Here is a 12160-nt window from a genome sequence, read left to right as displayed (position 1 = left end):
CGGAGCGCGGGAACACGATCCGGCCCCCGCGGGGCCGCACCGGACGGGAGCGACGATGACCAACCCACCGCAGGGTGGCCAGCCGGGGCAGTACGGGCAGCCGGGGCAGTACGGCCAGCAGCCGGGGCAGCCGGGCCCGTACGGGCAGCCGGGGCAGTACGGCCAGCCGGGTGGGCAGTACGGGCAGCCCGCCGCCCAGCCGGGGCAGTACGGGCAGCAGCCGGGCCAGTACGGCCAGCCCGCGGGCTACGGGCAGCCCGGCTACGGCCAGCCGGGCCAGCAGCCCGGCGGTTTCGGGCAGCCGGGGCAGTACGGGCAGCAGCCGGGGCAGTACGGCCAGCCCGGGGCCTACGGGCAGCCCGGCTACGGCCAGCCGGGCCAGCAGCCGAAGAAGTCGCGGACCGGGCTGGTCGTCGGGCTGGTCGCGCTCGCCGTCGTCGTGATCGCCGCGGCGATCGTCCTGCCCCTCGTGCTGCGCACCGAGGTGCTCGACCGCGCGCAGGCCGAGAGCGACATCGCCCAGCAGTTCGAGGAGACCTTCGGCGTCGCGATCGACGTCTCCTGCGACGACGAGATGACGGTGGAGGACGGCGCCACCTACGAGTGCACCGGCACCACCGACGACGGCGAGGACGTGACCCTGCAGGTCGCCATCACCGACGCCGCCGCCGCCGCCTACACCTGGGAGGTCGCCTCCTGACCGGGGGGCGCTGACCCGGGCCGGCCGGCGCCTCGGTCGAGCGCGTCGGCCGGCCAGCCCAGGGCGGCGCCCAGCCGCCCGAGCGAGGACCGTAGCCCGTGCGCGTCGGCCAGCGCGGCCAGCGCCGCGGCGTCGGCCGGCCGGGCGGGCAGCGCCCCCTCCACCGGCGGCAGGTCGACGTCGCGGGCCACGGCCACCACCACCGGCGCGGCGTCCAGGTACTCCCCGCCGGCGTGCAGCTTCCTGAGCACCGCGGCGGTCAGCGGCGCCCTCGGCACCGCGGTGCCGGCCGCGGCGGCGCGGATGCCGGCCAGGTCGCCGAACTCGGTGACCAGCGCCGCCGCCGTCTTCGCGCCGATGCCGGCCACGCCGGGCAGGCCGTCGCTGGGGTCCCCGCGCAGCACCGCGAAGTCGGCGTAGGCCCGCCCGGGGATGCCGTACTTCGCGGCCACCGCCGCCTCGTCGACCACCTCGATGTCGGCGATGCCGCGCGCGGTGTACAGCACCCGGACGCCGCGGGCGTCGTCGACGAGCTGGAACAGGTCCCGGTCGCCGGTGACGACGTCGACCGGCCCGCGCGCCCGGGTGGCCAGCGTGCCGATGACGTCGTCGGCCTCGTAGCCCGGCGCGCCGACCCGGGCGATGCCCGCCGCGGCCAGCACGTCCACCAGCACGGGCACCTGCGGCGACAGCTCGTCGGGCGTCTCCTCCCCGCCGTCGGGCGAGAGCCGGTGCGCCTTGTACGACGGCAGCGCCTCCACCCGGAACGCCGGGCGCCAGTCGTCGTCCCAGCAGGCGACCAGCCGGGTGGGGCGGTGGGCGGTGAGCAGCCGGGCGGTCATGTCCAGGAAGCCGCGGACGGCGTTGACCGGGCGGCCGTCGGGGGCGGTCACGCTGGTCGGGACGCCGTAGAAGGCCCGGAAGTAGAGGCTCGCGGCGTCGAGCAGCATCGTGGTCACGGGCGGACCGTAGCCGCCGCGGACGACGGGCCGGGGAAACCGGCGCGGGCCCGGCCGGGGCGCGGGGCTAGTGTCCGGGCGTGGCAAGCAGCGCGGGGGCCCTCGTCAGCATCGACCGCGTGCACGCCGCGCGCGCCGTCGCCGCGGAGCTCGGCGTCGACGTCCTGGTCCTCACCCCGGGCTCGGACCTGCGCTACCTGTCCGGCTACCACGCCCACGCGATGGAGCGGCTGACCGCGCTGGTGGTCCCGCGCCGCGGGGAGCCGCTGCTGGTCGTCCCGCGGCTGGAGGCGCCGATGGTCGACGCCGGCCCGGCCGGCGCGCTCGGCCTGGACCTGCACGCCTGGGACGAGACCGACGACCCGTTCGCCGTCCTCGCCCGGGAGGTGACCGCCCGGCTGGGCGCCGCCCCCACGCGGGTCGCGGTGGGGGCGCGCACCTGGGCCGAGCACGCCCTCGGCGTGCACCGGGCGCTGCCCGGCTCGGTGCTGGAGCTGGCCACCCCGGTCCTCGACCGGCTGCGGATGGTCAAGACCCCGGCCGAGGTGGAGGAGCTCGCCCGCGCCGGCGCGGCCATCGACCGGGTGCACGCCCGGATGGGGGAGTGGCTGCGGGTCGGGCGCACCGAGGCCGAGGTCGGCGCCGACATCTCGGCGGCGATCCTCGCCGAGGGGCACGTGGGCGTGGACTTCACCATCGTCGGCTCCGGCCCCAACGGCGCCAGCCCGCACCACGAGCTCTCCGACCGGGTGGTGCAGGCCGGGGACCTGGTCGTCGTCGACATCGGCGGGGAGACCGCCACCGGCTACCGGTCGGACTGCACCCGCACCTACGCCGTCGGCGGGGAGCCCGACGCCGAGGTGGCCGAGTGGTACGCGGTCCTCCAGGAGGCGCAGGAGGCCGCCGTCGCCGCCGTCCGGCCCGGGGTGACCGCCGAGCAGGTCGACGCCGTTGCCCGCGACCGGATCACCGCCGCCGGGTGGGGCGGGCACTTCATCCACCGCACCGGGCACGGCATCGGCCTGGACACCCACGAGGCGCCCTACATCGTCGCGGGCAACGACCTGCCGCTGGAGGCGGGGATGGCGTTCTCCGTGGAGCCGGGCATCTACCTGGCCGGGCGCTGCGGCGCCCGGATCGAGGACATCGTGGTCTGCACCGACGACGGCGTCCGCACGCTCAACGAGGGCACCCGTGAGCTCGTCGTCCTCCCCGGCTGAGCCGCCCTCCGACGTCGACCGGGCGTTGCTGGCCGCCCTGGTGCGGGACGGGCGGGCCAGCTACACCGAGCTCGCCGAGCGGGTGGGGCTGTCGGTGTCGGCGGTGCACCAGCGGGTGCGCCGGCTCGAGCAGCGCGGGCTGATCACCGGGTACCGGGCGCGGATCGACGCGCGGCAGGTGGGCCTCGGGCTGACCGCGTTCGTCTCGATCACCCCGCTGGACCAGGCCCAGGCCGACGACGCCCCGGCCAAGCTCACCCACCTCGACGCGATCGAGGCCTGCTACTCGGTCGCGGGCATCGAGAGCTACCTGCTCAAGGTGCGGGTGGCCTCGCCCGAGGCGCTGGAGGCGCTGCTGCGCGAGATCCGCACGACGGCGAACGTCAGCACCCGCACCACCGTCGTGCTGTCCACCTTCTACGAGGACCGTCCCCCCGTCTGAGCCCGGAGGACCGGCGTGCCCGACTCCCTGGCCCGCGGGGTGGGGGACCACCTGCCCGGCACGCTGCTCGCGCTGCTCGCGGCCGGGCTGTTCGGGCTGGGGTCGGTGCTGCAGCACGAGGCCGCGGTCCGCGCCACGGCCGGCGGGCGGCTGCGGATGCGGGCGCTGGTCCGCCAGCGCACCTGGCTGACCGGCCAGGCGGCCACCACCAGCGGCACCGCCGCGCAGGTGGCCGCGCTGGCGCTGGCGCCGGTGGCGATCGTGCAGCCGCTGCTGGCCGGCGCGCTGGTGGCGGCGCTGGCGGTGCGCGCCGCCCGCACCGGGCACCCGCCGTCCCGGACCGAGTGGGCCGGGGCCGCGCTCACCGTGGGCGGGCTCGTCGTCTTCGTGGTGGCCGCCCGCCCGGGCCGGGGGTCCGGGGCCCCGCCGCCGGCCGCAGCGGCGGTGGTCGCCGTCGTGCTGGTGGTGCTGGCGGTCGCGCTCACCGCCCGGCTGGGCGGCGGCAGCGGCGCGGCGCTGGCCTGCGGGGTCACCGGGGGCCTGGCCGCCGGGGTGGCGGCGGTGCTGGTCTCGGCCGGGCTCGCCGTGCTCTCGGCCGACGGGGTGGCCGGCGCGCTCGCCCGGCCCGAGCCGTGGGGCGCCGTGGTGGCCTCGGTGGCGTCCACGGTCGGCGCGCAGCAGGCCTACGGCCGCGGGTCGCTCTCCTGGTCACTGCCGGCGCTCGTGGTGTTCGACCCGCTGACCGCGGTGCCCTCGGCCCGGCTGCTGCTGGGCGAGCACCTCGAGCCCGGGCACGCGGCGGTGTGGGGCCCGGCCGCGCTGGTCGCCGTCGCCGGGGTCGTCCTGCTCACCCGGAGCAGCGGCCGGCCGCCGCGGCAGGCGGCGCCTGCCGTCGGCGGTTGACCATGGTCACCACTCGACCGTTATCCCTAACTTTCCCTCACCATCGCCGGGGTCTTCATCCCGGGGGAGGGGACAGCCACGACGGCGGTGCGACTGGACAACGCCTCGAACACGTGTTCGCATCGGCTCATGAGGTGGGACGCCCGGCGCCTCGACGCCGAGGACGAGTCGCTGCTGCCGGGCATGCCGAGCCTGCGCGGGCTGCTGCGCAGCGTGGAGGTGTCCGAGTTCCCGGGTGTGACGATGCACGAGGTGCTGTGCCGGTCGGCCCTCAACGCGGTGCCCGAGGGCTCGCGGGTGCCGTTCCGGTACACGATCAACCCGTACCGGGGCTGCCTCCACCAGTGCGTGTACTGCTTCGCCCGCGCGACGCACGAGTGGCTGGACCTGGACGCCGGCCGTGACTTCGACACCCAGATCGTCGTCAAGACCAACCTCGTCGAGGTGCTGCGCCGGGAGCTCGCCCGGCCGTCCTGGAAGCGCGAGCACGTGGCGCTGGGCACCAACACCGACCCCTACCAGCGCGCGGAGGGCCGGTACCGGCTGATGCCCGGCGTCATCCGCGCGCTGGCCGACTCCGGCACGCCGTTCTCCATCCTCACCAAGGGCACGCTGGCCCGCCGGGACCTGCCGCTGCTCGCCGACGCCGCTCGCGACGTGCCGGTGGGCTTCGGCGTCTCGGTGGCCATCTGGGACGACGACCTGCACGCGAGCCTGGAGCCCGGCGTGCCCTCGCCGCGCGCCCGGCTGGACCTGGTGCGCGCGGTCACCGACGCCGGGCTGCCGTGCGGGGTGTTCCTGGCCCCGGTGCTGCCGGGCCTCACCGACCGCCTCGCCGACCTCGACGCCGCCCTGGGCGCCATCGCCGCCGCCGGCGCCACCGGGGTGACCGTGGTGCCGCTGCACCTGCGGCCGGGTGCCCGCGAGTGGTTCTCCGCCTGGCTGGCGCGCGAGCACCCCGCCCTGGTGGGGCGCTACCGGCAGCTCTACCGCGGCGGCGCGTACGTGCCGGCCGAGTACCGGGCGTGGCTGGCCGAGCGGGTCACGCCGCTGCTGCGCCGGCACCGCCTCGACGGCCGCTCCGGAGGCGCGGCGCGGGGCGCCGAGGCGCCCTCCGGCGTCCCCGGGGACGACGAGGCCGCCTTCCCCGCCGGCAGCCTGCCGCCGGCCCGCGACGAGACCGCCCCGCGGGGCCGGGCGGCCCGGGCGCGCCGGTCGAGGGACGACGCCGTGCCCGGCCAGCTGGCGTTGCTCTGAACGGTTCAGGCAAGGCTTGCCTGACCATTGGGTGCCGCAACGAAATGGCGGTTGCGAAGGCCAGCCTTGCCTTCACGCGCGGCGTCGACCTGCGGTTTCTCAGGTCAGCCTCACCTCAGGAATGGTCGGAGATCGACACGCGGAATGCATTCCGGGGTCGAACCCGACGCCATTCTGCGGCACACTGGGGCCAGCCGATCCGTCCGAGTCCGGAGGACCAGAGATGACCGCCGTCGTGCCCCCCGTCGCCGAGTGCACCGTCACCGGCTGCTCCTACAACGACCACGACCACGGCTGCCACGCCTTCGCGATCACCGTGAGCAGCCACAACGGCAGTGCCGACTGCGGCACCTTCATCCCGCTCACCGTCCGGGGCGGCCTGCCCCGGGCCGAGGCGTTGGTGGGTGCGTGCCAGCGGACCGACTGCGTGCACAACGACGCCCTCGAGTGCCGCGCCGAGGGCATCCGGGTGGGCTTCGACCACGACACCGCCACCTGCATGACCTACTCGCCGGCCTGACGGGACCAGGTACCTCTCCACGACGACGGCCCGGGCGCACGCGCCCGGGCCGTCGCGCTGCGCTGGGGAGGGGTGCTCAGGCGGGCGGTGCGGGCGCCGCCTGGTTCGCGCGGGCGGCCCGCTCGGCCCGGACCGCACCCCGGGCGGCCACCGGCTCGGCGCCGGCCGCCAGGGCCAGCCGGCGGTAGGAGTCGTAGGACAGCGTCTCGTAGACGGCGGCCAGCGCCTCGGCCCGCTGCCGGCGCGCGCCGGTCGTGGTGGCGCGCAGGTGCAGCGCGGTGCGCACGGCGTGCTTGGCGAAGGTCACCTGCAGCGCCTGGCTGGACAGTCGGCCGCCGACATGGGAGGCGAAGCCGGGGCCGCGGCGCAGCGCGGGCAGCAGCCACGGGCTGTCGGCCAGCGCGGGGAAGCGGTTGCGCACCGACTCCCAGGCGTGCCACGCGGTCAGCGCCCCGGGCACCGACCACTCGCCGTCGTCGGTGCTGACCACCAGGCGCCGGGAGGTGGCGTGCACCTGGTCGCGGCGCAGGTCGCGGAACGTGCCCACCGGGGCCGGCCAGCGCAGCGCGATCGCGCACCACACGACCGTGCGCAGGTGCTCGGGCTGCTCGCTGCGCACCTCGGTGAGCGGCCGCAGGTCCAGCGTCCGGGGGTCGGGCTCCGGTGTGGGGGGCACGGGCAGGGGGACGCCGCCGTACCGGGCGACCTTGCTGTACAGCGTGACGGTGGCGGGCTTCCAGCCGCGGGCCGCCGCCACGTCGTCCATCCCGCCCTCGGCCAGTTCGTCGGGCCCGAGGCCGACCTCCAGGGCGGCGTCGATCAGCCGGCGCCACTGGACGGCGTAGCCCTCCGGGGGCGCCAGCCGGGCCCAGGCCTGGGCCGCGGGCGGTGACGGCATCTCCGGGAGCGGTCCCTGCCAGCCCTTGGCCATGTCCCCATCTTACCCGTTATCCCCAACAAGCGATACAACTCTTCAGAAAAGCGCCAAAGAGCGACAACGACGACGGGAGGGGTCTCCGGGCGCCGGTCGGTCGAACAGGTCGGGTGCGCCGAGGAGCCTGCTGCCGCCTCCGCCGGAGGAGTTCCCGGTCGGGGCAGGCCCGCCAGGGCGGCGCCGACGCCGGCCGTGGGCGCCGCGCCGCGGACGACCCGGGTGCCGCCGGGGGGAGCCGTCGAGGCGGGGCGGGCGCGGATCTCCACCACGCCGGGGAGGCCGCAGGGGCCCTCACGCGCCTCCGCCGGTCAGCAGCCGCGCCCGGACGTCGCCCTTGAGCACCTTGCCCACTCCGGAGCGCGGCAGGTCGGCCAGTCCGCCAGCGCCGGGTCGCCGCCGTCCCCGTCGCCGTCGAGGCAGACGAGGGTGGTCAGCCGCGGCAGGCGCGCGGATCGCGGCCACCAGCGGCGCGAAGGAGCGCTGGTAGAGCAGCGCGGTGCAGCCGAACAGGTCGAGCAGCTCGCGGTTCTCCCCGGCCTCGTTGCGCGGGTCGACCGGGCACCACACCGCACCGGCGCGGGCGATGCCGAACACGGCGGCGAACGCGGTCGGGTCGTTGGCCGACAGGACCGCGACGGGGTCGCCCGGCCGGACGCCGGAGCGGGCCAGCGTCCCCGCGACCCGCCGGCTGAGGCGCTGCACCTCGCCGTAGCTCATCGAGGCGTCCCCGCCGGTCAGGCACGGGGCGTCCGGGCCGAGGGAGGCGCCCTGGTCGAGGTAGGCGGTCAGGCTCACCGGTCCACCCGCCGGTCGCAGGGGTCTCGGACGTCGGTCACGCGGGCATCGTGCCCGAGCCGGGGGCGCAGTGCCCGCCCTGCGGCGGCGTCCGCCCGCCCCGACGATGTCCCGGTGCGCACGGTGGGTGTCGAGGAGGAGCTGCTGGTCGTCGACCCCGCGGGGACCCCGGTGCCGCGGGGTCCCGAGGCGCTGGCGGTGGCCGCCCGCCGCGGGGAGGGGGAGACCCCGGAGCAGCACGAGCGGGACCGGTCCGGGGACGACGGCGGCTCCCCGGGGCACCTGGTGCCCGAGCTCAAGCGGCAGCAGGTGGAGCTGGGCACCCGGGTGTGCACCGGGCTGGACCAGGTCGAGCGGGAGCTGCGGTACTGGCGCGGCCGCGCCGACGCCGCCGCCCGCGCCGTCGGGACCCGGGTGGCGGCGCTGGCCACCTCGCCGGTCGGCGTCGAGCCGGCGACGACCCCCGGCGAGCGCTACGAGGAGATGACCGACACCTTCGGCCTGATCGCCCGCGACCAGCTCACCTGCGGCTGCCACGTGCACGTGTCGGTCGACGGCGACGAGGAGGGGGTGGCCGTCCTCGACCGGATCCGGGTGTGGCTGCCGGTGCTCACCGCGCTGACCGCCAACTCGCCGTTCTGGCTGGGCGCCGACTCCGGCTACGCCAGCTTCCGGTCCCAGGCGTGGAACCGCTGGCCGTCGTCGGGCCCCACCGAGCTGTTCGGCGACCCGGCGACCTACCACCGGGTGATCGCCGACCTGGTCGCGACCCGCACGATCGTCGACGCCGGGATGGTCTACTTCGACGCCCGGCTGTCGCAGACCTGGCCCACGGTCGAGGTGCGCATCGCCGACGTCGCGCTGCGGGTCGAGGACGCGGTCACCCACGCCGGCCTGGTGCGGGCGCTGGTGGACACCGCCGCCCGCGAGTGGCGCACGGGCGTCCCCGCGCCGCCGGTGCGCAGCGAGCTGCTGCGGGTGGCCGCCTGGCGGGCCGGGCGCTCGGGCACCACCGGCGACCTGGTGCACCCGCGCACCGGGGTGCCGGCGCCGGCCGCCGAGGTGGTCGCGGCGCTGCTGGAGCACGTCGGCCCGGCGCTGGAGGCCGCCGGCGACCACGAGCGGGTGGCCGGCGGCGTGGCGGCGGTGCTGGAGCGCGGCACCGGCGCGGACCTGCAGCGGCGGGTGCACGCCGACACCGGCGACCTGACCGCCGTCGTCCGTGCGGCGGTGCAGCTCACGACCGGGAGGTGAGCTGCCAGGGACGGCGGATATCGTCCCGCCATGTACACCGCGAGCTGGCACGACGTCGTGCGGCGCGACCTGTTCGGACCGGCCCCCGACCGCCGGGACCGCCCCTACCGGTTCATCGTGCGGCTCGCGCTGGTGGTCTTCCGGCTGCTGCGGCTGCAGTTCGACGTCCGCGGCTCCGAGCACGTGCCCACGACCGGCGGCGCCGTGGTCTGCAGCAACCACGTCAGCTACCTGGACTTCACCTTCCTCGGCCTGGCCGCGCTGCCGCGGCACCGGCTGGTCCGCTTCATGGCCAAGGCCTCGGTGTTCGCGCACTGGTTCGCCGGACCGTTCATGCGCGCCATGCGGCACATCCCGGTCGACCGCAAGGCCGGCGCGGCCGCGTTCGACGCCGCCGTGCGGGCGCTCAAGGACGGCGAGGTCGTCGGCGTCTTCCCCGAGGCGACGATCAGCCAGAGCTTCACCGTCAAGGACCTCAAGGCCGGCGCCGCCCGGATGGCCATCGACGCCGGCGTGCCGATCGTCCCGGCCGCGGTGTGGGGCGGGCACCGGGTGGCCACCAAGAAGCACCCCGTCGACCTCACCCGCGGCCGCGCGGTGACCGTGCTGCTCGGCGAGCCGGTCGTCCCCCTCCCCGACGAACAGCCCGCGGCGCTGCTGGCCCGCACCCGGCTGGCGATGGAGGCGCTGCTCGACGAGGCCCAGCGCAGCTATCCGCAGCAGCCGTCGGGCCCCGAGGACCTGTGGTGGGTGCCGGCGCACCTGGGCGGCACCGCGCCCACCCTGGAGGAGGCCGCGGCCCGCGACCTGCAGGACGCCACCGGCCACCGCGTCCAGGCCCGGACCTCGCGCCGCGCGCGGCTGGCCCGCCGCCTCCGCCGCCGCCGCTGACCGCTACTCCACCACCGCCGGCGCCATCAGCCGGAACGCCTCCAGCTCGACGTCGTACCAGCGGCGCAGCCGGCCCAGCGGCTGCATGCCCAGGCGCCGGCACACGGCCAGCGAGGCCTCGTTGCCGGGCCGGACGACGGCGTACACCTCCGGCACCCCCGCACCGAAGGCGTGGTCGACCACCGCCCGCGCCGCCTCGGTGGCATAGCCCCGGCCCCAGCACTCCGGGTGCAGGTGCCAGCCCACCTCGACCTCCCCGACACCGTCAGGGAGCGGCTTGAGCAGCACCGTGCCGGCCACCACCGGCTCCGGTTCGCGCACCTCCACCGCCCAGCAGCCGTGCACCGGGTCCGCGCGCCGGATCTCCGCCCACCGGGCCACCAGTTCCACCGGGCCCACCGACGGGGGCCCGCCCAGCCAGCGGGTGACCTCCTCCCGCCGGTAGATGTCGGTGAGCCGGGCCAGGTCGTCGGGGCCGGTGGTCCACGGGCGCAGCCGCAGCCGGGCGGTGCGCAGCTCCCCGTCCGGCACCGTCATCGCGACTGCCTACCCGGCGCGCCCCGCGCTACCCGCGGACCCGGCGCCGCAGCGGCCCGGGCGCGCCGTCATGCTCGGGGACCGTGACGTCCCCGACCGACCTGCTGCTCACCGACGTGACCGTCGGCGACCGTCCCGGCCGCGCCGTGCACGTCGTCGACGGGCGGATCGCCTGGACCGGCGCGGCCGCCGACGCGCCGCGGGCCGGCCGGGTACTGGCCGGGGAGGGCGCGCTGCTCACCCCGGCGTTCGTGGACGCGCACGTGCACGCCACCGCGACCGGCCTGGCGCTCACCGGTCTCGACCTCCACTCGAGGTCGAGCCTCGCCGCGGCGGTGGCCGCGGTCGCCGAGGCCGTGCGCGATGCACCACCGGGCATCCTGCTCGGCACCGGCTGGGACGAGACCGGCTGGCCGGAGGGCCGCGGGCTCACCTGCGCCGACCTCGACGCCGTCGTCGGGGACCGGCCGGCCTACCTCGCCCGCGTCGACGTGCACTCCGCGACCGTCTCCACCGCGCTGCTCGACCGCGTGCCCGGCGTCCGCGACCTGCCCGGGTTCTCCCCGGACGGGCAGCTGCGGCTGGACGCCCACCACGCCGCCCGGCAGGCCGCCTACGGGGCGGTGACGGCACCGCAGCGGGCCGCCGCGCAGGCCGCCACCCTCACCGAGGCGGCGCGGCTGGGGATCGGCAGCCTGCACGAGATGGCCGGGCCCGAGGTGTCCGGCGCCGCGGACCTGCGCGCCCTGCTGGACCTGGCCCGGCAGCAGCCCGGGCCGCGGGTGACCGGCTACTGGGGGGAGCTGGCCGAGCGTGGCGGCCTGGACCTGGTGCGCGAGCTGGGCCTGGCCGGCGCCGGCGGGGACCTGTTCTGCGACGGCGCGTTCGGCTCGCACACCGCCGCGCTGCACGCCCCCTACGCCGACCGGCCGGGCACCGCCGGGGCGCTGCGGTTCGACACCGCCTCCCTGGTCGACCACGTGCGCGCCTGCACCGCCGCCGGGATCCAGGCCGGCTTCCACTGCATCGGCGACGCCGCCGTCGACCAGGTGCTGGACGCGGTCGCGACGGTGGTGGCCGAGCTCGGTGTGCCGGCCGTGCGGGCCTGCCGGCACCGGCTCGAGCACGTGGAGATGGCGAGCCCCGCGGCGGTCGAGCGGATGCGGTCGTGGGGGATGGTGGCCAGCGTCCAGCCCGCCTTCGACGCCGCCTGGGGCGGGACGGGCGGCATGTACGCCGAGCGGCTGGGCGCCGAGCGGGCCGCCGGTTGCAACCCGTTCGCCGACCTCGCCGACGCCGGCGTCGCCCTGGCGCTGGGCAGCGACGCCCCGGTGACGCCGATGGACCCCTGGGGCGGCGTGCACGCCGCCGTCGACCACCGCACCGCCGGCGCCGGGCTGCGCCCCTTCGACGCCTTCGACGCGGCCACCCATGGCGGCTGGCACGCCGTCCGGGCCGAGACCGCCGCCGGGCCGCTGGCGCCCGGCGCGCCGGCCGACCTCGCGCTGTGGGCCACCGACGCCGGCCTGTCGGCGGTGCTCGACCGCCGGGACCGGCCGGCCTGCCGGCAGCTGGTGGTCGCGGGCCGGCCGCTGCCGTCGCTGTAACCATCCGGTCCGGGGGGCGGCCCGGACGGGGGACCCCGCGCACGTCGGGTCCCGGAGGACGGGCCGCGGGATGGGATGCTCGGAGGTGGACCACGGCCGTGGTCCGCACGCCGTCCGCCGCGGACGGGTGCAGCCGGATGC

The 12160-nt window shown here is 77.3% G+C and carries 13 protein-coding genes; 9 read left to right on the top strand and 4 right to left on the bottom strand.

Annotated features, from left to right (window positions below; all coding sequences use genetic code 11):
- Positions 1–55: 55 nt before the first annotated feature.
- Entirely contained in the window at positions 56–700 is a 645-nt protein-coding gene (locus ACI796_RS10495; RefSeq protein WP_456941169.1) for a DUF4333 domain-containing protein, read from the top strand.
- Here the strand turns inward: ACI796_RS10495 and ACI796_RS10490 are convergent.
- Positions 676–1650, bottom strand: coding sequence for a 5'-3' exonuclease (locus ACI796_RS10490; protein ID WP_456941187.1), 975 nt, complete (start codon positions 1648–1650; stop codon positions 676–678). The two genes, ACI796_RS10495 and ACI796_RS10490, sit on opposite strands and share 25 nt — an antisense overlap.
- A gap of 89 nt (positions 1651–1739) precedes the next feature.
- Here ACI796_RS10490 and ACI796_RS10485 point away from each other — a divergent pair, with 89 nt between their 5' ends.
- From ACI796_RS10485 to ACI796_RS10465, 5 genes are all read left to right on the top strand, one after another.
- Positions 1740–2879: a M24 family metallopeptidase gene (locus tag ACI796_RS10485; protein ID WP_456941168.1), complete on the top strand. Its 1140-nt coding sequence runs from the start codon at positions 1740–1742 to the stop codon at positions 2877–2879.
- Positions 2854–3321 carry an Lrp/AsnC family transcriptional regulator gene (locus ACI796_RS10480; protein ID WP_456941167.1) on the top strand — a complete coding sequence of 156 codons (468 nt, stop codon included), beginning with the start codon at positions 2854–2856 and terminating at the stop codon, positions 3319–3321. Before ACI796_RS10485 ends, ACI796_RS10480 begins: the two co-directional genes overlap by 26 nt.
- A 15-nt stretch (positions 3322–3336) precedes the next feature.
- Entirely contained in the window at positions 3337–4224 is an 888-nt protein-coding gene (locus ACI796_RS10475; protein ID WP_456941166.1) for a DMT family transporter, read from the top strand.
- Between the two features lie 129 nt (positions 4225–4353).
- Positions 4354–5481 (top strand): Rv2578c family radical SAM protein, encoded by a 1128-nt coding sequence (locus tag ACI796_RS10470; RefSeq protein WP_456941165.1) that lies wholly within the window; start codon positions 4354–4356, stop codon positions 5479–5481.
- A 223-nt stretch (positions 5482–5704) separates the two neighbouring features.
- Positions 5705–6001: a DUF1540 domain-containing protein gene (locus tag ACI796_RS10465; RefSeq protein ID WP_456941164.1), complete on the top strand. Its 297-nt coding sequence runs from the start codon at positions 5705–5707 to the stop codon at positions 5999–6001.
- A 76-nt stretch (positions 6002–6077) separates the two neighbouring features.
- Here ACI796_RS10465 and ACI796_RS10460 read toward each other — a convergent pair whose 3' ends face one another.
- Together ACI796_RS10460 and ACI796_RS10455 are read right to left on the bottom strand one after the other, a co-directional pair.
- Complete coding sequence (locus ACI796_RS10460) at positions 6078–6932, bottom strand: hypothetical protein (protein ID WP_456941163.1); 855 nt, start codon at positions 6930–6932, stop codon at positions 6078–6080.
- Positions 6933–7226: 294 nt separating this feature from the next.
- Positions 7227–7730, bottom strand: coding sequence for an AMP-binding protein (locus ACI796_RS10455; RefSeq protein WP_456941162.1), 504 nt, complete (start codon positions 7728–7730; stop codon positions 7227–7229).
- A gap of 114 nt (positions 7731–7844) precedes the next feature.
- On the opposite strand from ACI796_RS10455, the gene ACI796_RS10450 reads away from it, so the two are divergent.
- Positions 7845–8984 carry a carboxylate-amine ligase gene (locus tag ACI796_RS10450; protein ID WP_456941161.1) on the top strand — a complete coding sequence of 380 codons (1140 nt, stop codon included), beginning with the start codon at positions 7845–7847 and terminating at the stop codon, positions 8982–8984.
- A gap of 30 nt (positions 8985–9014) precedes the next feature.
- The gene (locus ACI796_RS10445; RefSeq protein ID WP_456941160.1) at positions 9015–9875 is read left to right on the top strand and encodes a lysophospholipid acyltransferase family protein; all 861 of its coding nucleotides are present in this window, start codon (positions 9015–9017) and stop codon (positions 9873–9875) included.
- Between the two features lie 3 nt (positions 9876–9878).
- Here ACI796_RS10445 and ACI796_RS10440 read toward each other — a convergent pair whose 3' ends face one another.
- On the bottom strand, positions 9879–10412 hold the full coding sequence (locus ACI796_RS10440; RefSeq protein ID WP_456941159.1) for a GNAT family N-acetyltransferase: 534 nt from the start codon (positions 10410–10412) through the stop codon (positions 9879–9881).
- 83 nt (positions 10413–10495) lie between these two features.
- On the opposite strand from ACI796_RS10440, the gene ACI796_RS10435 reads away from it, so the two are divergent.
- Positions 10496–12019 carry an amidohydrolase gene (locus ACI796_RS10435; protein WP_456941158.1) on the top strand — a complete coding sequence of 508 codons (1524 nt, stop codon included), beginning with the start codon at positions 10496–10498 and terminating at the stop codon, positions 12017–12019.
- Positions 12020–12160: the final 141 nt, after the last annotated feature.

The organism is Geodermatophilus sp. SYSU D00525 (genome assembly GCF_054050475.1).
This window is presented reverse-complemented; position numbering and strand designations above follow the sequence as displayed.